The sequence below is a fragment of the Anaerotignum neopropionicum genome (assembly GCF_001571775.1).
Classification (GTDB): Bacteria; Bacillota; Clostridia; order Lachnospirales; family Anaerotignaceae; genus Chakrabartyella; species Chakrabartyella neopropionicum.
Genome location: NZ_LRVM01000001.1, coordinates 249,045 through 271,195 on the forward strand (window position 1 = coordinate 249,045; position 22,151 = coordinate 271,195).

19 protein-coding genes are annotated in these 22,151 nt (G+C 39.2%); 9 read left to right on the forward strand and 10 right to left on the reverse strand.

Translation table 11 applies throughout. The features are described 5' to 3' along the window. Nucleotides 1-183: 183 nt before the first annotated feature. From CLNEO_RS01240 to dnaA, 10 genes are all read right to left on the reverse strand, one after another. Nucleotides 184-912, reverse strand: a complete 729-nt coding sequence (locus tag CLNEO_RS01240; protein WP_066083656.1) for a FadR/GntR family transcriptional regulator — start codon at nucleotides 910-912, stop codon at nucleotides 184-186. A gap of 79 nt (nucleotides 913-991) precedes the next feature. Continuing rightward, nucleotides 992-2,167, reverse strand: coding sequence for a CapA family protein (locus tag CLNEO_RS01245; protein WP_066083658.1), 1,176 nt, complete (start codon nucleotides 2,165-2,167; stop codon nucleotides 992-994). A gap of 224 nt (nucleotides 2,168-2,391) precedes the next feature. After that, complete coding sequence (locus CLNEO_RS01250; RefSeq protein ID WP_066083660.1) at nucleotides 2,392-2,682, reverse strand: hypothetical protein; 291 nt, start codon at nucleotides 2,680-2,682, stop codon at nucleotides 2,392-2,394. A gap of 128 nt (nucleotides 2,683-2,810) precedes the next feature. Continuing rightward, nucleotides 2,811-3,896, reverse strand: coding sequence for a GGDEF domain-containing protein (locus CLNEO_RS01255; protein WP_066083662.1), 1,086 nt, complete (start codon nucleotides 3,894-3,896; stop codon nucleotides 2,811-2,813). A gap of 198 nt (nucleotides 3,897-4,094) precedes the next feature. Beyond that, nucleotides 4,095-6,587 (reverse strand): DNA gyrase subunit A, encoded by a 2,493-nt coding sequence (gene gyrA, locus CLNEO_RS01260; protein ID WP_066083665.1) that lies wholly within the window; start codon nucleotides 6,585-6,587, stop codon nucleotides 4,095-4,097. Nucleotides 6,588-6,834: 247 nt separating this feature from the next. After that, the gene (gene gyrB, locus CLNEO_RS01265) at nucleotides 6,835-8,736 is read right to left on the reverse strand and encodes a DNA topoisomerase (ATP-hydrolyzing) subunit B (RefSeq protein ID WP_066083667.1); all 1,902 of its coding nucleotides are present in this window, start codon (nucleotides 8,734-8,736) and stop codon (nucleotides 6,835-6,837) included. Between the two features lie 467 nt (nucleotides 8,737-9,203). Continuing rightward, on the reverse strand, nucleotides 9,204-10,289 hold the full coding sequence (gene recF / locus CLNEO_RS01270) for a DNA replication/repair protein RecF (protein WP_066083669.1): 1,086 nt from the start codon (nucleotides 10,287-10,289) through the stop codon (nucleotides 9,204-9,206). A 194-nt stretch (nucleotides 10,290-10,483) separates the two neighbouring features. Beyond that, complete coding sequence (locus CLNEO_RS01275) at nucleotides 10,484-10,705, reverse strand: RNA-binding S4 domain-containing protein (protein WP_066083670.1); 222 nt, start codon at nucleotides 10,703-10,705, stop codon at nucleotides 10,484-10,486. Nucleotides 10,706-10,743: 38 nt separating this feature from the next. Next, a complete protein-coding gene (gene dnaN / locus CLNEO_RS01280; protein WP_242864139.1) occupies nucleotides 10,744-11,856 on the reverse strand; it encodes a DNA polymerase III subunit beta in 1,113 nt (370 codons plus the stop codon). Between the two features lie 244 nt (nucleotides 11,857-12,100). Continuing rightward, nucleotides 12,101-13,429: a chromosomal replication initiator protein DnaA gene (dnaA, locus tag CLNEO_RS01285; protein ID WP_066083674.1), complete on the reverse strand. Its 1,329-nt coding sequence runs from the start codon at nucleotides 13,427-13,429 to the stop codon at nucleotides 12,101-12,103. 664 nt (nucleotides 13,430-14,093) lie between these two features. Between dnaA and rpmH the strand changes: the two genes are divergently transcribed. The 9 genes from rpmH to rsmG all read left to right on the forward strand — a co-directional run bounded on the left by rpmH (nucleotide 14,094) and on the right by rsmG (nucleotide 21,942). Beyond that, on the forward strand, nucleotides 14,094-14,228 hold the full coding sequence (gene rpmH / locus CLNEO_RS01295) for a 50S ribosomal protein L34 (RefSeq protein ID WP_066083678.1): 135 nt from the start codon (nucleotides 14,094-14,096) through the stop codon (nucleotides 14,226-14,228). 96 nt (nucleotides 14,229-14,324) lie between these two features. Continuing rightward, nucleotides 14,325-14,708, forward strand: coding sequence for a ribonuclease P protein component (rnpA, locus tag CLNEO_RS01300; protein ID WP_066084558.1), 384 nt, complete (start codon nucleotides 14,325-14,327; stop codon nucleotides 14,706-14,708). A 4-nt stretch (nucleotides 14,709-14,712) separates the two neighbouring features. Continuing rightward, nucleotides 14,713-14,925: a membrane protein insertion efficiency factor YidD gene (yidD, locus tag CLNEO_RS01305; RefSeq protein ID WP_066083680.1), complete on the forward strand. Its 213-nt coding sequence runs from the start codon at nucleotides 14,713-14,715 to the stop codon at nucleotides 14,923-14,925. Between the two features lie 73 nt (nucleotides 14,926-14,998). Next, nucleotides 14,999-16,063, forward strand: a complete 1,065-nt coding sequence (locus CLNEO_RS01310) for a YidC/Oxa1 family membrane protein insertase (RefSeq protein WP_066083683.1) — start codon at nucleotides 14,999-15,001, stop codon at nucleotides 16,061-16,063. Continuing rightward, nucleotides 16,056-16,673, forward strand: a complete 618-nt coding sequence (jag, locus tag CLNEO_RS01315; RefSeq protein ID WP_066083684.1) for an RNA-binding cell elongation regulator Jag/EloR — start codon at nucleotides 16,056-16,058, stop codon at nucleotides 16,671-16,673. Before CLNEO_RS01310 ends, jag begins: the two co-directional genes overlap by 8 nt. Nucleotides 16,674-17,030: 357 nt before the next feature. Further along, nucleotides 17,031-18,416: a tRNA uridine-5-carboxymethylaminomethyl(34) synthesis GTPase MnmE gene (mnmE, locus tag CLNEO_RS01320; RefSeq protein WP_066083686.1), complete on the forward strand. Its 1,386-nt coding sequence runs from the start codon at nucleotides 17,031-17,033 to the stop codon at nucleotides 18,414-18,416. 165 nt (nucleotides 18,417-18,581) lie between these two features. Continuing rightward, the gene (mnmG, locus tag CLNEO_RS01325) at nucleotides 18,582-20,534 is read left to right on the forward strand and encodes a tRNA uridine-5-carboxymethylaminomethyl(34) synthesis enzyme MnmG (RefSeq protein ID WP_083531789.1); all 1,953 of its coding nucleotides are present in this window, start codon (nucleotides 18,582-18,584) and stop codon (nucleotides 20,532-20,534) included. Between the two features lie 250 nt (nucleotides 20,535-20,784). Continuing rightward, nucleotides 20,785-21,219, forward strand: a complete 435-nt coding sequence (locus tag CLNEO_RS01330) for a hypothetical protein (RefSeq protein WP_066083688.1) — start codon at nucleotides 20,785-20,787, stop codon at nucleotides 21,217-21,219. A 3-nt stretch (nucleotides 21,220-21,222) separates the two neighbouring features. After that, nucleotides 21,223-21,942, forward strand: coding sequence for a 16S rRNA (guanine(527)-N(7))-methyltransferase RsmG (gene rsmG, locus CLNEO_RS01335; protein ID WP_066083690.1), 720 nt, complete (start codon nucleotides 21,223-21,225; stop codon nucleotides 21,940-21,942). Nucleotides 21,943-22,151: the final 209 nt, after the last annotated feature.

Below are 22,151 nucleotides of genomic sequence, written 5' to 3' on the forward strand. Positions count from 1 at the left end.
TCAATGATAAACATAAAAAAAATAGTGCAACTTATATAACGTTATCACAAAACACCAGTAAAATCAAGGAAAACTCCACTTTTCAAGGCTTTTCCCCTTTCATAAAAAAAGACACATAAAACAGAGGTATGCATCATCTCCCCAATCTTAAGGTGTCTTTTTAATAAATTAAATTAAAAAATATCAACCATATTTCACAGTTAAATTGACATAAGAGATATGCTCTCTCATAACTGCATAAGCCGTTTGATAATCCCCGTTTTTAATTGCATTCAACAGCTTTCCGTGCAAATCAATGGTAACATCAATGGCACGGGGATTTTGCGTAAGCGACTCCCTCAACGCCAATCGAATCCCCTTTTCAAAGGATTCCTTCGCAGCAATCATTGTACTCATCAAAAGCTTATTATGGGTGGCTGCTGAAACCTGCATATGAAACATTGAGTCATAATCCACAAATAAATTCACATCATGCTTACTTTCCATCATTTTTTCATAACAAAAAGCAATATTGGCAATATCCTCAGCCGTTGCCCGTTTTGCAGCGTAGCTTGCAGTTTCCGCCTCAAGCATATATCTAAATTCCAAAAGGTCGCCCAAATCAGAATTTTCAACAGTAATACAAAAAGGAGCAATATTCACGATATTGTCAATTTCATTGATAAATGTACCCGCCTTGGAGCGCTTAATAAAACCAAATACAGCCAAAGCTGTGTAGGCTTCTCTTAGTGTACTTCGCCCTACTCCCAGCATTTCACTAACAATATTTTCATTTGGCAGCATATATCCTGCGGGAAGCACCCCACTCATAATCAATTCTTTGAACCGTTGGAACAAATTTTGAGAAATGTTACATTTACCTAAATCCTTGGTTAAATAAGAAACGTTCTCTGCAAGAAAATCTCTTTCCATATCGATCCTCCCTGTGTTTCACCTTTAACAATCACAAGACTATTTTAACATTACTATCCTTGCATGACAAGGACTTTCCTTACTTTTCAAAAACATATTCCTCTTGTATCTCAGAAAGCGGTACTTTGCGATTTAAAAGAAATGATGCGGTTTCCTCGTGCACCTCTACCAAACGTGCTTGATCAATTTTACGCAACAAACGATCTTTTTCACTTTGTTCTAAAGTTAACATTTCATAAACACTTCGCACTACAAAATGGTTTTTCTCCTGCGCATTTCGAAACTGCGTCCAGATTGGAACAAATGAAACCTCTTTTACATTGGGCGGCTCATTTCCCACCTTTTCAACGGTTAAATGCAAAACAATAGAAGCGTTTCTCGGTGGTGTTGTTTGGGAAGAAATAAAATTACCCAGTGAATAAATGATAAAACCATCATGCGCCCCATCCCCATGATCCACCCTAACATACTCCATGGGCTGTAAAACATGAGGATGACTGGCCAAAACAATGTCTGCACCGGAAAGAAACATCAAATCCGTCCAATCCTGAAATATATTTTTGGGATAGGTTTCATATTCGTTACCCAAATGAGGCATTACAACCACAACATCCGCATTTTCCCTAGCCCTCTTAATATCGTCAACCATTTGCTCATTATCAATCAGATTTACCAAATATGCATCAGGAACGGCAATGCCATTGGTACCATAAGTATAAGATAAAAATGCAAATTTAATTCCATTTACATTTTTGTATAAAATCTTATCCCGCTCCTCCGCTGAGCGATATGTACCCATATGCGCAATTCCATATTCATCAAGCTTGTCCAGCGTGCGAATTAAACCCTGCTTTCCCGTATCCATGGAATGATTATTTGCAGTGGTTAAAATATCAAAACCTGCATCCTTTATTGCATCCAAAAATTCATCGGGCGTATTAAAACAAGGATAGGAGGAATAGCCCCTTTCTTTTCCGCCAAAGGTCAGCTCCAAATTTCCTAAAACCAAATCATAGCCGTCAAAATATTTTTTTACATCCTGAAAATTATGCATAAAATCATATGTACCTGTCATTGGGTCATAGGCCTCATTATATTGATAATCATGAACCATAATATCCCCCACCACAGCAAGGGTTACTTGCTTTATCATAGGCTTAGACAAGCCCGCTGAAACAGAGTAACCGGGCTCCGCTTTTGCACAAGAAGTAAAAAGAAAACAAGAAATAATTAACAAAAAGATTTTTTTTCTCATTCGACACCCCCTAAGAAGGAAAGGAGAACCTTAATTTTAAAAATAAACAAAAAAAGGTTGCATCCATAAAAAGCATGCAAATTCAATGAATTAATAATATATAGAGAAAAAGCCCGATTGCTATACAACAAGATTTAATTCAGAAATCACTGCAAAACGGGCTTTACTTTAAAATATATGCCAGTTATAAAAAAATTTAATTAAAATATATAATACAAAAAAAATCAGCTTTCCTCATCTTGATTTAGGCTCAAAGCCGTACCATTTTTAATGGAGCGACGGCAAATATAAAAGATAAAACAACATAATAAAGCAGGACAAAAAACCAAAATAAAATAAGTAAAATTTTTCCAAGTTAAAAACACCCAAATGGAAAGCATTACCATAATAACTGGTAACAGCAGCCCCGTCCATTTCCCGTTTGGCCTGCTTGCAACAACACCCTCAATAAAAACCATACAAAGCACCAATGATATAAGCTTCCCCACACCTAATATAAAATCAATATCCCACATCTTCCTTAACACCTCAATTTTTTATTCATCTCTATTTCAATTTTAGCAGTATAATGAATATTTGTCAAATAATCATAAAATTTTATAAAAAAATTAGAAATATTTCACAAAATAAAATGCTATGAATTTTAAACAAATTTTTTAACATTTTTTGCCGCATACAATTGCTCATCTGCAAGTCTAACTGCTTCGCTAACCTGACAAAAACCCTTTTTATAATATCCACATCCTAAGGATACCTTTGGTAATCTTTTATCCTTTTCCATGCATTCCAATAGCTTTTTCTTAAAATCTTTCTTTGCATCTATAATTATTTTTTCCTCAATATTTTTTGAAACCACACAAAACTCATCCCCGCCAATACGAAAACATAGGCCTAAGCTTTGAAAAGTATCCTTTATACAACAAGCCACCTTATATAAACATTCATCTCCGTATTGATGACCATAAGTATCGTTAATAATTTTAAAATCATCAATATCAAAAAGTAAAATATAAGCATGGGCTGCATCCTCAATACGTTCCAACTCACATTCGTAAGCACGACGATTAAAAAGAAAGGTCTGCGCATCATATTTTTCGCTCAATTCACAAAAATACGAGTAATAAAAAGAGGTAGAAAGTGCAACACAAATCCAAATGGTATGTACCATTGGCAGCAAAATTTGAATAGTTACACCAATTACCATGAATAATAAAATTAAATAAAGAATATGGCCATTTTTTGATTGGTATCTTTTATCTGAATTTACTGTTTCAAAAATCAATAAAACCCCGCCCAACATAATTGATAGCATAAATAAACCGTAAAATGGCCCTCTAGAATAAACATTATTGGCGGAAACATAAAAAATAAACCCGAAAAAAGGAGAAAGAAGCGTTAAAAATAAATTTACGATTGCAGGTAAAAACCAAATAACAATAACATTAAGGGCTAATTTACAAAATGCCAAGGTAATAAAAAGGGTAATAAACGGCGAAACGCAAAAAATTATTTCACAGCAAATGATCCTTTGTAATCGAAAATCTGTATTGGGTTTTGCGTAATAGTATGACGCAACCTCTGCAAGCGTAACAATAATTATGCCAATAATGGCAAGGGTAAAGAACATTTTCATTTTACGGTTCAAGGTTTCATTATGATTGATTATGATGCAAAGCAACAACATTGCCATAGCACTCACGATACCTAAAGAAACATAGTGCAGTATCATACTATCGCCCTCTTTCGTATTATTCTTGCCACCCTTTTCATTTAGTATAAAAAAAACAAAAAAACTTATATAATCATCTTTTATTTTAAAGCCTTCGTACAAAAAAAGAAACAATAATTTTCGATAATTAAAAATTAATTAGAAAAAAATCAAAAATAAAACTGCACCTTTTATCAGTGCAGCTTCATTTCAAAATGTTTACTCAGTGATTTCTACCTCTGTTTCTTGCAATTCTTCCGATTCATCTTTTACATCTTCCTCAGAAATTTTTGCAATACCCACAACGTAAACACCGTCATTTAAGTTCATCAGCTTTACGCCTTGGGAAACACGGCCAAATGTTGAAATATCCCTTGACCGCAAACGGATAATGATTCCTTCTGAGGTCATCAGCATAACTTCCTCATTTTCCTCAATTAAAAGAACACCTGTCAGTAACCCTGTTTTTTCCGTTAAGTGATGGATTTTTGAGCCCTTACCACCTCTATACTGAACAGAGAATGCATCAATCTCGGTACGTTTGCCATAGCCATTTTCCGTTACATTTAATATTTTTGCGCCATCCATAATTTTGACGGCAGAAACCACAAAATCCTCCTTGCGCAAGCTAATTGCCTTTACCCCTGTTGCGGTACGACCCATAGCGCGCACATCATTTTCAGAGAATTTAATGCCCATGCCCTTTCTTGTGGCAACAAAAATTTCATTCCCGCCGTTTGTTGTCATTACTGAGATTAAGCTATCGTCTTCTCTCAGATTAACTGCAATCAAACCGCCTTTGCGGATATTAGAATAGCATGACATTTCCGTTTTCTTAACAATACCTTGCTTTGTAATCATCACAAGATACTCGTCTTCCTTAAACTCTTTTACAGGAATAACGGCGGTAATACTTTCTCCGGGGGCAATTTCCAGTAGATTCACGATTGCCATGCCCCTTGCGGTACGCCCTGCTTCGGGGATCTCATAACCCTTCATACGATAAACCCTGCCCTTATCTGTGAAGAACAAAATCGTATCATGGGTGGAAGAAAGGAACATATCCTTTACAAAATCCTCATCCCTTGTCTGCATACCCACAATGCCCCTGCCGCCTCTATTTTGGCTCTTATAGGTATCCAACGGGGTACGCTTGATATAGTTCAAGTTGGAGAGGGTCATAACACAGGTTTCTTCCTCGATTAAATCCTCCACATCAATTTCACCGGGATTTTGTATCAATTGGGTACGGCGTTCATCGCCAAATTTATCCCGAACCTCTGTAATTTCATCCTTGATTACACCCAGCATTAGCTTCCTATCCGCCAATATGGATTTATAATAAGCTATTTTTTCCATTAACCCATTGTATTCTGCATCAATTTTTTCATGCTCCAAGCCCTGTAAACGACGTAACTGCATTTCCAAAATTGCCTGTGCCTGCACATCAGAAAGCTGAAAACGCTCCATCAAGCGTTCCTTTGCATCATCATAACTAGTACGTATAATGCGAATTACTTCGTCAATATTATTGATGGCAATACGCAGACCTTCCAAAATATGGGCACGTTTTTCCGCCTTATCCAGATTAAACTTGGTTCTTCTAGTAACTACAATTTCTTGATGCTTCAAGTATTCTGTAATAATTTGCTTTAAATTTAAAATCTCAGGCTTACCATCTACCAATGCAAGCATAATTGCGCCGAAGCTTTCTTGCAGCTGGGTATACTTATAGAGCTGGTTTAAGATAACATTTGCATTAACGTCTTTTTTCAGTTCAATAATGATTTTAATATCATCACCGGCGGAAGCGTCATAAAGATCATTGATGCCTTCTATGCGCTTATCCTTTACCAATTCGGCGATTTTTTCGATTAAACGCAGTTTATTTACCATATAAGGTAATTCAGTGACTACAATTTTTTCACGTCCGTTTGCCATAGGCTGGATTTCCGCCAATGCGCGTACTAAAATTTTCCCTCGACCGGTACGATACGCTGCGCGGATACCGCTTTTTCCAAGGATCGAAGCGCCAGTTGGGAAGTCCGGGCCTTGGATATGCTCCATGAGTTCCTCAATATCCGTTTCCTTATCATTAATTGTATTTTCAATCATACAAACAACGCCGTTAATGACTTCCGTCAAGTTATGAGGAGGGATATTGGTTGCCATACCAACAGCGATACCAGACGAACCATTTATCAGTAAGTTTGGGATTCTAGCGGGCAAAACAGTGGGTTCTTTTTCGTTTTCATCGTAGTTTGGTACAAAATCAACGGTGTCTTTTTCAATATCCGCCAAAAGCTCCGCCGTAATTTTAGACATTCTAGCCTCAGTATAACGGCTTGCAGCAGCACCATAGCCATCGATAGAGCCAAAGTTACCATGACCGTCTACCAGCATATAACGCATAGAGAAATTCTGCGCCATACGAACCATTGCCTGATAGATAGAGCCATCACCATGAGGGTGGTATTTACCCATGGTATCACCCACAATACGCGCTGATTTACGATAGCTCTTATTAGGGTCAAGATTCATTTCGTTCATAGAAAACAGGATACGTCTTTGCACCGGCTTCAGGCCATCACGAACATCCGGCAAAGCTCGGGCTACAATAACGCTCATAGCGTAATCGATATAACATTTTCGCATTTCGTCGTTAATATCTATAGAAACGACCTTATCTATTTCGTTGAATTCGTCGCTCATTTCTTCACCTCTTTTTTATTAAAACTTAAAACCTTGAGGCTCTGCCTCAAACTCCGCAAGGGATTTCATCCCTTGACCCTTTATTTTTCAAAAACTTCGTTTTTGAAGGGTTAATTAATTCATTACAAAATTTTCTTAAGCCTTTATTCCCACCTTGGAAAACGTAGTTTTCCAAATCGGGTCAAGGGCACAGCCCTTGCTAGGTTTTAGGGACGGCGTCCCTAAGGTCTTGACCTTGCACTTAATCTTAAAAATCCATTTCAGCATATTGGGCATTCTCAGCAATAAAATCCCTTCTTGGCTCTACACTGTCGCCCATAAGCATACTGAATATTTCATCGGCAAGTAACGCATCATTGATGTCCACCTTCTTTAAAATTCGGTGTTCCACCGCCATTGTTGTATCCCTTAATTGGTCAAAATCCATTTCACCAAGACCTTTATACCGCTGCACCTCTTTAATACCCGTTTTTCCAATCTCATTGTATAATACCTCAAGCTGGGGATCGTCATATACGTAATAATGCTGCTTGTTCTTCTCCACACGATATAAGGGTGGTTGTGCAATATATACCTTGCCCTCCTGAATCAATTGGGGCATATACCGATAAAAGAAGGTTAATAAAAGCGTACGTATATGCGCGCCGTCAACATCGGCATCGGTCATGATTACAATTTTGTGATATCGTAATTTCTCCAGATCAAAATCCTCGGAAATCCCTGTACCAAAGGCAGTAATCATGTTTTTGATCTCCTCACTGCCTAAAATGCGATCTAATCGCGCCTTTTCCACATTTAATATTTTACCCCTTAAAGGCAAAATTGCCTGTGTTTTGGGATCTCTTGCTTTAATGGCACTACCTCCCGCAGAGTTACCCTCAACAATATAAATTTCGCATTCATACGGGTCTTTGCTTGTACAATCCGTCAGCTTTCCGGGCAGTCTTGTATTTTCTAACCCGGTTTTCCGCCGCACCAGTTCTCTTGCCTTTCTGGCCGCATCACGGGCTCTGGAAGCCATCATACCCTTTTCTAATATAGTTTTACCTACCGTTGGGTTCTCCTCCAAATAATAGGTCAAATATTCGCTTAGAACGCTTTCTACTGCACCTTTTGCTTCACTTGTGCCTAACCTAGCCTTTGTCTGCCCTTCAAACTGTGGCTCCTCCACCTTAATACTGATGACAGCAGAAATACCTTCCCTCACATCATCACCAGAAAGCTTTTTATCCGAATCCTTAACTGCACCGATTTTCTTCCCGTAATCATTTAAAGTCTTCGTTAAACCACTTTTAAACCCAATTAAATGTGTACCGCCATCCGGCGTATTAATATTATTAACAAAGCTGAATATATTTTCCACATATCCATCATTATACTGAAACGCTACCTCAACTAAAACGCCGTCTTTCTCGCCGCAGGCATAAAAAATATCGTCGTATAAGGGCTGGCGGCTTTTGTTAATATAGGCAACAAATTCCTTAATCCCGCCTTCATAATGAAAAGTGCGTTCCTGCTCTATGCCCTCTCGCAGATCAATGAGATTTATTTTCAATCCCTTTGTCAAAAAAGCAGTTTCCCGGAAACGCTGCAATAAAATTTCAAAGGAAAAAACCGTTTCCTCAAAAATCTCAGGATCAGGCAAAAAATGTACAAATGTCCCATGTTCTTGAGAATCACCAATCACACTCAAAGGTGTTAATGAATCTCCCCGACAATACTTTTGTTCATAAACCTTACCCTCGGTATGGATATTCACCGTCAGCCACGTTGACAACGCATTTACAACGGATGCACCAACACCATGCAAACCGCCGGAAACCTTATATCCCCCGCCACCAAACTTTCCTCCGGCATGTAAAATTGTAAAAACCACCTCAACTGCAGAAATTCCTTTTTGCTGCTGAATTCCCACAGGAATACCACGGCCATTATCCATAACGGAAATGGAATTATCCGGATGAATCTTCACCGTAATTTCATTACAAAACCCAGCTAAAGCCTCATCCACCGCATTATCCACAATTTCGTACACCAAATGATGCAGACCTCTTGCACTGGTAGAACCGATATACATCCCCGGACGCTTTCTAACAGCCTCCAAGCCTTCCAGCACTTGGATTTGACTTTCATTATAATCTGATGACATAAAACCTCTCCTTCAACTAAATCTTTTAGGGTTCTTCGTCTTTTCTTTACGCCAAAGAAAAAATAGGTTTGTATCATTAAACCTATTTCAAATCAAATATTCTAGGCAAAATTTAAAAAATTTACGCGCAATCACAGTTTTTATGTTCCCTAATTATATTTTAAAAATAAAACCCTTTTTATTCCTTCAAAAGCAGATCATCCAAGAACCTTGTATCAAAAACACAGCTAGGATTTCTCTGCCTATCAAGAAATTAACATTCTATTTAATATTATACCATCAAAAAACAAATTTCACAAGCATAAAGCCTTATATTTTCAAGGAAAACTCAAATTTTTAATAAATTATTTTGTTTTTTTTCTTCCTTAATTAAAGAAACACTTATATTTTTCACATATTTTCAATATTATAATCAATAAAAAAGGTGTAATTTCATTTATCTCAATCACACCTGTTTTAAAACCAATTTAATTTTCCGGTAAAATCCGACCTTTTTCAACATAAAACAAATTCTCGCTGCGAATATATTTTTTCACAACATCCTCAATTCCCGTGCAGGTTAAAAAAGACTGTAAGCCATCAATGCTTTCCATTAAATATTTTTGCCGCCTTTCATCCAATTCCGAAAGTACGTCATCCAGCAGTAAAACCGGTTCTTCTCCCGTTTCCTCCCGAATTAAATCAATTTCTGCCAATTTTGCAGCCAAGGCCGTTGTTCGCTGCTGTCCCTGAGAACCGAAGATTTTAACCTCCTTGCCATCAATGGAAAATAGAATATCATCCTTATGAGGGCCGTTATTGGTAGTACCCAAATATATATCCCTCTGCAAATTGCGTTTGATTCGCTCCGCCATCTGCCCCAACTCGCAATTTGGCCTATATATGATTTTTAGATGATCTAAGCCACCTGTAAGGGCATTTAGCCTTTGGGCGGCTAATATATCCAATCTTTGCAAAAAACCCTTCCTAGCTGCCATAACGCGCTCACCAAAGTCAATTAGTTGATCATCCCACACAAAAAGCGTTTCCTGCAAGGAAGGTTTTTTCTGAATTTCCTTTAATAAATTGTTTCGCTGCTTTAAAATGCGATAATATTGCTGCAAATCATAATAATAAATTCGGCTGAGCTGGCAAAGCTCCAGATCCATAAAACGTCGACGCTCCCCCGGACCCTCCTTCACCAAAGCCAGATCCTCGGGAGAAAACACAACGGTATATAAAGTACCGAATAAATCCCCCAGCTTTTTCACAGGAACGCCATTTCTGGCAATTCCTTTTTTTGTATCCCGTTTTAAATGAACATCGATACGCTCTTTTCTATTGTTTTTTTGGACCAAAATACGAATATGGCTTTCCTCTTTGTCAAACCCAATCATTTGCCAATCCAATTTCGTGCGCATGGATCTTCCCGTTGCACAAAAATAAAGGGATTCCAAAAAATTTGTTTTCCCTTGGGCATTTTTTCCGTAAAAAACATTAATTCCCGCAGATGGATGAATGTTCAATTCCTCCAAATTACGAAAGCCTCGCAGAGAAACCTCTGATATTTGCATAAATATCCACCTAATATACAATAAAAATAATAAAAACAAAAAAAACAGACAAAATATTTAAATAGTTATAAAAATAACAATCTTTCAAACCCCATATCTATGGGGTTTTTAAAGGGTCAAGGGCGCATCCCTTGTAGGAGTTTGAGGGCAAAGCCCTCAAGGTCTTGTCCGTGCCCTTAATCCTGCCTTGACCTTTACCCTTCACTGTAAACAACCTTGACAGCTTCAAAACCCTTAACCTCAATCACATCATCAGGGCGAATTTTTTTTCCTCTTTCCGTTACAGGCTGGCCATTTACATAAACAACTCCATCCGCAAGAAACGACTTTACATCAGATCCTTGGCCAATCATGCCTGCAAGCTTTAGCACCTGCTGTAATTTAATAAATTCGGTATGAATTTCAACTTCCTGCATTTCTTTATCCTTCTTTCTAAAAGTTAACATAAAATTATTTACATTCTCAACGGAAGAATTAAATATTTATAAGAATCTCCCTCTACAGGCAAAATAGTGCAGGGACTTAAAGAAGCGGTAAAATGAATTCTTACCCTTTCTTCATCAATGGAACGCAATGCTTCAATAAAATAACGGGGATTGAAGGCAATGGTAATTTCCTGGCCATCAATTTCCGCAGAAATTTCCTCAAATGCAGTTCCCATATCACTTTTTGCTGTAATTTCCAGGGATTTTGACTTAATTTGAAAACGAACCGGCGTTTTTCTGTTATCTCTGGAAACCAGAGAAGCCCTTTCCAAGGACTGAATCAGTTCATTTTTATTCACTAAAATTTCTGTTTTATAATCCTCGGAAAAACTTTGCTCATAACGAATAAAATCCCCGTCGATCAAACGGGAAACCATAATTGCCGTACCCAAATCAAATAAAATATGTTTATCTGTAATATAAACGGAAACCAGCTCCTCATCCTCTTGAGATAAAATTTTATTTAACTCACTTAGGGTTTTTCCGGGAACAATTACCTCGGTTTTTTGAAAGCTGCTGATTAAATTATTTTTCCGATAAGAAATGCGATATCCATCCACAGATACTATGCTGAAAAAATCTCCATTAAATTCAAATAATTCTCCGGTTAACACAGGCTTTGCATTATCCTGGGCAATGGAAAAAATCGTCTGGCGAATCATATTTCTCAGATTATTTTGTTTTAAGGTATAGGCTTGATTTTGTTCCACCTCCGGCAAAGCAGGAAAATCCTCTCCACTTTGTCCCATAATAGTAAATTCTGAAGAACCGCAAAGAATGTTAACAGCATTTTTCTCATCTGTAGTAATCGTTACATTTTCTCCGTTCAATCGGCGGATAATGTCATTAAAAATACGAGCCTCAATGGCAATTTCGCCCTGTTCAAAAATTTCTGCTTCAATAGAGGCGGTTTTTATCCCCAACTCCAAGTCATTCCCAGTTAAAAGAAATCCTTTTTCATCCGCCGTTAATAAAATGCATTCCAAAATCGGTAGTGTCGTTCGATTGGAAACAGCTTTATTCACAATGTTAATGTATTGTAGCAGCAAATCTTTATTACAAATCAGTTTCAAGTTGTTCACAACTCCTTTTCACACAGTCTATAAAGAAATAAATAAGATTTTAAGCGTAGTAGTCGTAGTAGGGGCTGTGAGTTTGTGGAAAAGTGGTTTTTCCCCCAAAAAATGGGGATAGTTGTTGTGGGCAAGTAGTGTGGATACCATGTGTGTACAAGAGTGGCTTATCCACATCATACACAGCCCCTTTAAAAAACAAAAACTTATCCACAGCTTTTCCCTATCGTGCTCCACAGGTATATGTGGAAAATTATTGCCCCTTAATTTCCTTTTCAAGCTGCAAAATTGTGTTTTGCAATGCCGTATCATTTTCTAATTGTTTTTCAATTTTAGAAATGGCGTGAATAACAGTGGTATGATCCCGCCCACCAAAGCCTTCGCCAATCTTTGGTAAGGAAATATCTAATAATTTCCGGCATAAATACATGGAAATTTGTCTAGGAAATGCAATATTTTTCGGTTTTTTGCTTCCCTGCAAATCTTCAATACGAATATTATAATGGTGCGCAACAATTTCTTGAATCAAATTAGGTGTCAAGGGTGCCGACGCATTTTCGCTGAAAATATCCTTCAAAGAATTTTCAGCCAAGGTGATAGAAATATTTTGATTTGTTAATGTTGCAAAAGCAACAATACGTGTTAATGCACCTTCTAATTCTCGAATATTGGAGGCAATATTTTTTGCAATATAAGCCATGACATCATCGGGAACCTGAAGGTTGTCCCGCTCAGCCTTTTTACGAAGTATGGCGATTCTTGTTTCATAATCCGGCGGTTGAATATCGGCAATTAAGCCCATTTCAAAGCGGCTGCGCAGCCTGTCCTCCAGAGTTTCGATTTCCTTTGGAGGGCGGTCAGAGGAAATAATAATTTGCTTTGTGGATTCATATAATGCGTTAAAGGTATGGAAAAATTCCTCCTGCGTACCTTCTTTTTTCGAAATAAACTGAATATCGTCAATCAAAAGAACATCGATATTTCTGTATTTGTTACGAAAAGCTTCGTTTCTGTTGTTCTGAATTGAAAGAATCAACTCATTGGTGAAGGTTTCGCTGGTTACATATAATACTTTTGCATCGTTATTATGTTCCAGAATATAATGAGCGATAGAGTGCATCAAGTGGGTCTTGCCCAGCCCGGAGTTTCCGTATAAAAACAAAGGGTTATAATTTCTTGCAGGCGCCTCGGCAACTGCCAGTGATGCAGCGTGGGCCATACGGTTACTGTTGCCAACTACAAAGGAGCTAAACACATATTTAGGGTTTAAATTCCTTGGAATATCATTATGAGATTTTTGTATATTTTTTTCTGTTACTAGTTTTTGGGGAAGTTCATTACCCAGCAAAATAATAATTTCATAGTCCCTTTTAGCCACCTGCTTTATTGTATTGCGTAATAAGTCAAAATACCGTTTTTCCAGCATATCCTTGGCCAAAGGATTTTCAACCTGCAAATATAGGCAATTTCCTTGTATTCCGTACGGAGAAATGGGACGAAACCACGTTTCAAAGCTAACGGCAGAGCTTTCTTCTTCGATAATTTTAAGTGCTTCGTTCCAAAATTCATTCAGTTGTTCCATTATGTACCTCCTGTTAAAATTTTGTGGATAACAGAATAGTTATTCACAAACGAATATAGTTTGGTTGTGAAAAAAATTCTGTTTTTTGGTAGACAAGCTTAGTTATTCACAATTGGTGATTCATATTTACCCACAAAATAAACAGACTAATGTTGAAAGAAAAACTTGAAACATCCTAAATATAAGGTAGCAGCTTAGTAAAAAGGAACAAATTTTTCAAGAGGTTTTTCACAAAAAAATTAAGTTATGCACAGGGTTATCAACAGATTGTGGATAACATAATTTTTAAATCGGTAAAAATTGTGAATTTTGTGGATCCGCTTTCTAATACCTTAAGCATAGTATAACAAAAGTTATCCACAACCGCAATCAAAAAATCTGATAATTCTTCTGGGAATAAGTAAAAAAAAAAATTAATAATTTTGTTAATTTTTACGGTGGAAAATTTTCTTACAATATATAGTAAAGAAAGACAAAGCAAAGACAATATCTTTGTATGAAGAAAAAAAATTAAGTGAAAATATATTTTATGCCATAAATCCCAGCTTTTTAAGGCTTTGAAGGTAAATATTTTTCTTGACGTTCCTTTTGTTTTTTACTATAATAGTAACAGTGTTCATAAATTGGGCAGCGAAACCATGCAACAAAGGAGGTGCGTATAACTATGAAAATGACATTTCAGCCGAAAAAGAAACAAAGAAGCAGAGAACATGGCTTTAGAAAAAGAATGTTAACATCCAACGGCAGAAAAGTGCTTGCAGCAAGAAGAAAAAAAGGTAGAAAAGTATTATCCGCATAATCCTCATACCAAAAGTATATTAGGCCGCTGTAAGTGGCCTTTTGTTCATATGAGGAGCTTTTTTTGGCGGTGCCGAATGAAAGAAGGCTTGTTTTTATGAAGTTTACAGAATCTTTAAAAAAGAATTTTCAATTTCGGTATGTATACAATCGGGGCAGATCCATTGCCAACCGCCATTTGGTTATGTATGTGGTGAAAAATGGGACACAGGGCAACAAGCTGGGGATTTCTGTCAGTAAAAAAGTTGGGAAAAGCGTTGTCCGTTCCCGTGTAACTCGTTTGATTCGAGAAAGCTATCGCAATATGGAAGACGGACTTCGCTCTGGTTATGATATCGTTGTGATTGCAAGAGTGATTTGCAAGGATACAACCTATGAGGAAATCAACGTTTCCCTGCGGCATTTATTGAAAAAACAACAATTGCTTCGTTCTCAGCAACCAAAGGAAGCAGGGAAGGAAGACGAAAAAGAAGAGAGATGAAAAAATGGTAAGAAAAATTTTTTTATTTTTAATCCGTTTTTATCAGGTGGGAATTTCTCCGTTGATTGGACCCCATTGCAGGTTTACGCCCACCTGCTCTCAGTATGCTTACATTGCTATTACTCGTTATGGTATATTTAAGGGCACATATCTTGCCGTCAGAAGAATTCTGAAGTGCCATCCCTTCCATGAAGGCGGCTTTGACCCCGTACCTTAAAAAAATCTTATTGTCCGTGAGCTTGTCCTGCGGGGCAAAAAATTCTATCTGTTTGTTTAAGGAGGCATAAAAAGTGTTAGGAAGTGAACTGTTATCAGGTGTCGTTTTGACGACGTTTTCGTCTGTAAAGATGCCCGGCAGCATATTGGGCCCCATTGCAAAAATTTTGGGACAAATATACAATATGCTTTTTAATGGGCTTTATGGTGTAATGAATGTTGGCGTTTTAGGCTTTGCAATCATTATATTTACGTTAATTGTGAAAATCATTCTATTTCCGCTGATGGTGAAGCAGCAAAAATCTTCAATTAAGATGCAAATGCTTCAGCCAGAGTTAGAAAAGATTAGGAATAAATATAAAGGGCAAAAGGATCAGCTTTCCCAGCAAAAAATGGCCATGGAAATGCAGGATTTTCAAAAGAAAAACGGCATTAACCTTATGGGCGGCTGCTTGCCTTTGTTAGTTCAGCTTCCTATATTATATGCATTGTTCTACATTTTCCAAAATGCATATGTATATGTTGATGTTATTGGTCAAAATTATACAGATATTGCAAACGCAATTTTGCAAATTCCCCAAACTACCAGAATGGAAGTTTTTGGGCCCTATGCTCAGACATTTGTGGATCAATATAAAAATGTTGCAACAATTAAAGCCAATGGCTTTGATTTAAGTCGTTTAAATGACATTGTAATGCTGGTGAATTATCTGAATGTTGATTCATGGCAGTCAATTGTAAGTCAGCTTGGTTCCAATGGAACTGCATTGGTAGATCTTTTGGCAACAAAGAATAATATTGAAACATTTTTATTCCTGCCCTTGGTAAGCCAGGCAGGGTTGAAATGGCCGGGTATCATGGTTCCTATTTTAGCGGCAATTACCACCTATGCCCAATCTAAAATTATGATGTCTATGACACCACCTGCGAGCAATGGCGGGCAGGAGAACCCTGCAATGGCTATGACAAAAACAATGACGTATGTAATGCCGTTTATGATGGGCTTCTTCTGTATTAGTATGCCGGCTGGTCTTGGCCTTTACTGGACAATCAGTAACGTGTTCGGTATTATTCAGCAGGTAATCTTGCAGAAGTACTATAAAAAGAAATTTATGGGGGAGGCTGCTCAGAATGGATGAAATCAGAAAAAGCGGTAGAAGCATTGAAGAAGCGGTGGATGCTGCTTTAGCAGAGATGGGAGCGTCTAAGGAAGAAGTTTCCATAACCGTGATTGATGAGGGATCAAAAGGCTTTTTTGGTGTATTTGGCGGAAAAGATGCAATTGTATTGGTTCGTAAAAATTTCAAACCCGAGCGTGCTGCAGAAAATTTTTTAAGAGAAGTATTTTTAGCTATGGGATTAATTGTAAAAATTGAATCCCAAATAAAGGACAAGCATTTGTTGGTAAATTTAATTGGCAATGAAATGGGCATTCTAATCGGCAAAAGAGGCCAAACCTTAGATTCGTTGCAATACCTAGTAAACCTTGTTGTGAATAAAAACAGTAATTCCTATATCAGCGTAATGTTGGATACGGAAAATTACCGTCAAAGAAGAAAGGAAACTTTGGAAACCCTTGCCTTTAACTTAGCAAAGAAGGTAAAGCACACAAAGAAAAATGTAGTGCTTGAACCAATGAATCCTTATGAAAGAAGAATTATCCATTCCGCATTGCAAAATGACCGCTTTGTAACAACCTTTAGCGAGGGAGAAGAGCCTTACCGCAATGTTGTGATTACTTTAAAATAAACGCAGTCAAAAAAACCCGTTACAGGAGCGCTTGTTGCGGGTTTTGCTATATCTAAAGTCAAGACATAAGGGCAAGATAAAAGGGCAAGACCTTTGGCTTTGCTCTCTCACTGCCCAAGATAGGGCAGACGGCGAAGCCGACTTTTGCGTAGCAAAAGTGATGAACCACTTACTTGCTTTTTGAAAAAAACAAGACCAAAAACTTTTAATGAAAACCACTAGCAAAAACAAATGTTTTTGCGTATAAAAGTTTCGCTCAAGCCTTTACAAAGGCTTGCAGGGTTCGGGACAGCGTCCCGAGGTCTTGCCCTTGTCTTTGCCCTTGAACTTGACTTTGACCTAAATAGGAGGGATAAAATGAATAGATTTAACCAACTAGATGATATAATAGCGGCGATTTCAACCCCCTTGGGTGTGGGCGGAATCGGGATTGTCAGAATCAGTGGAGGGGGCAGTATCGAATTGGTGGATGGCCTGTTTTCGGGAAAAAACACTCTTTTGTCCAAGAAAAGTCATACCCTGTCCTATGGTAAAATCATTCATCATGGCGAGATCATTGACGAGGCGCTGGTTTCCGTTATGAAAGCCCCCCAAACCTATACCAAAGAGGATATTGTGGAAATCAACTGTCATGGCGGTTCTTTGGTCACTCGTAGAATATTAGAAGCGGTTTTAAACGAGGGCGCAAGATTGGCGGAGCCGGGAGAATTTACCAAGAGAGCCTTTTTAAATGGCCGTATGGATTTGACCCAAGCCGAGGCAGTCATAGATATCATCAACTCCCATACTGATCTGTCCCGTCAGGCGGCGGTGAATCAGCTGGAGGGTAGATTGAAAATAGAAGTGGGTTCTATGCGTCAGGAAATTCTGGATATGATTGCCTCCATTGAGGCAGTCATCGATTATCCCGAGCATGACGTGGAAGAAGAAACTTATGGAACTATGGAGCAGGGCACTTTGAAAATTTTAGACCGTATGGAAAAACTGTTGCAAAATGCCGATCGAGGTAAAATCATCCGGGAAGGCTTGGAAACCGTTATCGTGGGCAAGCCCAACGTGGGTAAATCTTCCCTCTTGAATTGGCTTTTGGAGGAGGAACGGGCAATCGTAACGGACATCCCCGGCACAACCAGGGATACCGTTGAGGAATATATTAATATCGACGGCATTCCTATGAAAATTGTGGATACCGCAGGTATTCGAGAAACCGGCGACTTGGTGGAAAAAATGGGTGTGGAGAAATCCAAGGCCCATGCTGAAAAAGCCGATTTAATTTTGATGATGCTGGATAGCTCAAGACCGCTGGAGGCGGAGGATAGAGAGATTTTGTCCTTCATTCAGGGAAAAAAGACTCTGGTTTTGCTGAATAAAACGGATTTGACCCAGGCGCTTTCCATGGAGGAGTTGGAAAAATATATCCCTAAGGAGCAGCTGCTTTCCGTTTCCATTAAGGAAAACCGTGGCTTTGAGGAATTAATCAACGGCTTAAAGGAATTGTTTTTCCATGGCGAAGGTGTAAAGGCGGAGGACGGGCTTTTGGGTAATACCCGCCATAAAAATGCACTATTCCGTGCCAAAGAAGCCATGGAGCAATGCTTGATTACCATTCGTACCCGTATGCCCGAGGATTTTATTTCCTTGGATTTACAAGATGCCAACCGTGCCTTGGGCGAAATTACTGGGGATGTGGCAGATGAGGAAATTATAGACCGTATTTTTACAAAATTTTGCTTGGGCAAATAATTTACAGGAATGTTGTTTAACGATTTTTGTTGAAAATGGGAAATTTTTTCCCACGGAATTGCCCGGAAACCATTGCTTATTTAGCGAACTTATCCTAAAATAGTAGGTTGAGAATAGAAAATAAACCGAGGGGATTTCCCTTTGCGATATAAAGGAGTTTTAATCATGATGTATGAGGCGGGAACCATCGATGTTGCTGTTGTCGGCGGCGGCCATGCAGGCTGTGAGGCGGCGTTGGCGGCGGCAAGAATGGGCATGAAAACCATAATGTTTGCCATCAGTCTGGACAGCATTGCCATGATGCCCTGCAATCCGTCCATTGGCGGCAGCTCCAAGGGTCATCTGGTAAGAGAGATCGATGCTTTGGGCGGGCAAATGGGGAAAGCGATTGATAAAACCTATATTCAGACAAAAATGTTGAATACGGGGAAAGGTCCTGCAGTTTATTCCTTGCGTGCCCAGGCGGACAAAGTAAAATATCAGGCGGAAATGAAGCTTACCTTGGAAAGAACGCCAAACTTGCGGATTTATCAAGGGGAGATTGCAGAGATCTTGACGGAGAATGGCAAGGTTTCGGGCGTTGTGACTGCTGCTGGAGCAATCTTTCGCTGTAAAGCCGCTGTTCTTTGCATGGGTACATTTATGCATGGGCGTTGTTTGCATGGTGAAGTAATTGTGCCCAGTGGGCCTAATAATTTGATGCCAGCCACCCACTTAAGCGAAAATTTAAAGGATATGGGCATCCGTCTGTATCGTTTTAAAACGGGCACACCGGCAAGAATATTGAAAAGTTCCTTGGATTTTGAGAAAATGCAACCTCAATATGGGGATGAAAATATCGTTCCCTTTTCCTTTGAAAATACAGCAGAGGATATTAAAAGAGAACAGCTTTTATGCTGGTTGACCTATACCAACGAAAAAACCCATCAAGTAATACGGGATAATTTGCATCGTTCCCCATTGTTTGGCGGTGTCATCGAAGGGACAGGCCCCAGATATTGTCCGTCTATTGAGGATAAGGTGGTTCGTTTTGCCGATAAGGACCGCCATCAGATTTTTATCGAGCCGGAAGGCGAGGGGACAGAGGAAATGTACATACAGGGAATGTCCTCCTCCTTGCCTGAGGATGTGCAAATTGCCATGTATCGTACCATTCCCGGATTGGAGCACTGCGAATTTACCCGTTTTGCCTATGCCATTGAATATGATTGCATTGATGCCACACAATTAAAGCTTTCCTTGGAATTTAAGGAGTATAAGGGTTTATTTAGTTCGGGGCAGTTTAACGGCAGTTCGGGATACGAGGAAGCGGCGGCCCAGGGGTTAATCGGTGGGATCAATGCGGCGCGCTATATTCAAGGAGAAGTGCCTGTTATTTTACAGCGTTCCGATGGGTATATCGGTGTACTGATTGACGATTTAATCAGCAAAGGGAGCAAAGAGCCATATCGTATGATGACAAGCCGTGCGGAGTTCCGTTTGCTGTTACGCCAGGACAATGCGGACCAAAGGTTATTGCCCATTGGACACGAAATCGGTTTGATTTCCCAGGAGCGTTACTTAGCATTACGGGAGAAGGAACGCTTGGTTGCCTTGGAAATTGAGCGTGTAAAGGGCTTAACCATTGCACCCAATGAAACAACATTGGAAATTTTGGAGAAATATCAAAGCTCGGCCATCAAATCCGGGGTAAGGCTATCGGATTTGATCAAAAGGCCTGAATTGGACTATGAAAAGCTAGCGCCCGTTGATGGGGAAAGACCCGATTTGCCAGAGCCAGTGAAGGAGCAGGTAAATATCCAGATCAAGTACGAGGGGTATATTGGGCAGCAATTAAAGCAAGTAGAGCAGTTTAAGAAGCTGGAAAACCGTAAGCTAGGGGATGACATGGATTATAAGAGTATTCAAGGGCTGCGCATCGAGGCACAGCAGAAGCTAGATGCAATTCATCCCAGCTCACTAGGGCAGGCTTCCCGAATTACTGGGGTATCGCCAGCGGATATTTCCGTTTTGCTTATTTATTTAGAGCAGCAAAAAAGGGCAAGTTCTCGGGACGTTATCCCGAACCCAGAAAGGGCAAGTTCTCGGGATGCTATCCCGAACCCTGCAAGCCTTTGAAAAGGCTTGAGCGAAACTTTTACATGCAAAACCATTCGTTTTTGCAGGGGAATGGGTAAAATGAAAGTTTATATCCCAATCCCCCTGAAACCCCATAGTTATGCGGTTTCAAATAAAAGTTTTTCGTCTTGTTTATTACAAAAAGCAAGTGGGGTTGTTCATCACTTTTGTTACGCTGTTTGCTTTATCATGGGCAGTGAGAGGGCAAAGCCCCACGGTCTTGATTTTTATTCAGAAAGGAGGCGGTTTCATGAAGTTATTTCTGCCTTGGGAGGGCTCTGAAATGGAAAAGCCCAATAAAGACAGAAAAGTATTTCTGCCAAAAAGAAGAGTTCCTTTGGAGGATTCCTGTTTTAAAACAATTGGCGGCCCTTTTTTTTCATTGCCAAATCCCAGTGGAACGGTGCGTTCCTTTTTGAACGCTTTAGAAAAGGATCATCAAGACGAGGCGATGGGCTATCTTTCTACATCAGCAGCTACTATGGTGGATTTTGAGGGAATTAAAAACTTTTTTGGCGAGAGAAAGCTGCTGCGTTTTTTTTCGGATGATATTTTTAACGAAATCAGAACGGTAGCGTTGACTTGTAAAAATGACGAGGGCAATACCGAAGTGATTTTTGTTCAAATGGTGGCTGAACCCAACCGTTTTGGCAAGTGGAAAATAAATTATATTGAAAAGGAGTAGCTTATGGAAAATAAAATGCTATTGCAAGCCTGTTGTGAGGAGATGCAAATTCATCTTTCCCCACAAATGGCAGACCAGTTTATGGCGTATCAGTCCCTGCTTTTGGAATGGAACGAAAAAATGAATTTAACCGCCATAACGGAGGAACGCGAGGTTGTGTTAAAGCATTTTGTTGACAGCCTAAGCCTTGTGCCTTATTTAAAGCTATGGGACGCCACGAAAATAATAGATGTGGGAACGGGTGCAGGCTTTCCCGGTCTGCCCGTGAAAATTGTCTGTCCTCAGGTTTCTATGACCCTATTGGATTCCTTGCAAAAAAGAATCGGTTTTTTGGAGGAGGCCATTCAGGCCATGGGTCTGACGGATGTTGCTTGTGTCCATGCGCGGGCGGAGGATGGTGGGCAAAACCCCATGTATCGGGAGCAGTTTGACTACTGTGTATCCCGTGCGGTGGCGAATTTGGCTGTGTTGGCGGAATATTGTCTGCCTTTTGTAAAGGTAGGCGGCAAACTGGCAGCCTTAAAAGGCCCGGATGCACTGGCGGAAATCGCCGCAGCAGAGGGTGCTTTAGGGAAGCTTGGGGGCAGGGTGACAGAGGTGATTGACGTTGCCATTCCGTTTACGGAGCTATCCCATAAGCTTGTTTTTATCGAAAAGGTAGCTTCTACGCCAAAAGCATATCCCAGAAAAGCAGGTAAAATTACAAAAAACCCCTTAAAATGATAAGGTGGACAATATATGGCCTGTGTGGGTTGTTCCCACACACCTTAAAAAAAGCCCAATTACTTGGCAAAAGCTTTGCCTTGCAAAAAAAGGCTTTTTTATTTTTCGCCAAAATAAAAAAATGAGGGTGTTTTGGAAACAAAGGTTTTTAAAATCATTTTTTGGGAAAATGGCAAAGTAGACCCTTAAATTTTTTTTAAAAAAGGCTT

Coding starts and splice junctions, on each gene's coding strand:
- CLNEO_RS01250 (WP_066083660.1), bottom strand. CDS start 2,682: ATGTGGGATATTGATTTTATATTAGGTGTGGGGAAGCTTATATCATTG.
- mnmG (WP_083531789.1), top strand. CDS start 18,582: ATGATGTATGAGGCGGGAACCATCGATGTTGCTGTTGTCGGCGGCGGC.
- dnaA (WP_066083674.1), bottom strand. CDS start 13,429: ATGGAACAACTGAATGAATTTTGGAACGAAGCACTTAAAATTATCGAA.
- rpmH (WP_066083678.1), top strand. CDS start 14,094: ATGAAAATGACATTTCAGCCGAAAAAGAAACAAAGAAGCAGAGAACAT.
- yidD (WP_066083680.1), top strand. CDS start 14,713: ATGGTAAGAAAAATTTTTTTATTTTTAATCCGTTTTTATCAGGTGGGA.
- gyrA (WP_066083665.1), bottom strand. CDS start 6,587: ATGAGCGACGAATTCAACGAAATAGATAAGGTCGTTTCTATAGATATT.
- CLNEO_RS01255 (WP_066083662.1), bottom strand. CDS start 3,896: ATGATACTGCACTATGTTTCTTTAGGTATCGTGAGTGCTATGGCAATG.
- rnpA (WP_066084558.1), top strand. CDS start 14,325: ATGAAGTTTACAGAATCTTTAAAAAAGAATTTTCAATTTCGGTATGTA.
- recF (WP_066083669.1), bottom strand. CDS start 10,289: ATGCAAATATCAGAGGTTTCTCTGCGAGGCTTTCGTAATTTGGAGGAA.
- mnmE (WP_066083686.1), top strand. CDS start 17,031: ATGAATAGATTTAACCAACTAGATGATATAATAGCGGCGATTTCAACC.
- CLNEO_RS01245 (WP_066083658.1), bottom strand. CDS start 2,167: ATGAGAAAAAAAATCTTTTTGTTAATTATTTCTTGTTTTCTTTTTACT.
- gyrB (WP_066083667.1), bottom strand. CDS start 8,736: ATGTCATCAGATTATAATGAAAGTCAAATCCAAGTGCTGGAAGGCTTG.
- CLNEO_RS01240 (WP_066083656.1), bottom strand. CDS start 912: ATGGAAAGAGATTTTCTTGCAGAGAACGTTTCTTATTTAACCAAGGAT.
- CLNEO_RS01275 (WP_066083670.1), bottom strand. CDS start 10,705: ATGCAGGAAGTTGAAATTCATACCGAATTTATTAAATTACAGCAGGTG.
- rsmG (WP_066083690.1), top strand. CDS start 21,223: ATGGAAAATAAAATGCTATTGCAAGCCTGTTGTGAGGAGATGCAAATT.
- CLNEO_RS01330 (WP_066083688.1), top strand. CDS start 20,785: ATGAAGTTATTTCTGCCTTGGGAGGGCTCTGAAATGGAAAAGCCCAAT.
- jag (WP_066083684.1), top strand. CDS start 16,056: ATGGATGAAATCAGAAAAAGCGGTAGAAGCATTGAAGAAGCGGTGGAT.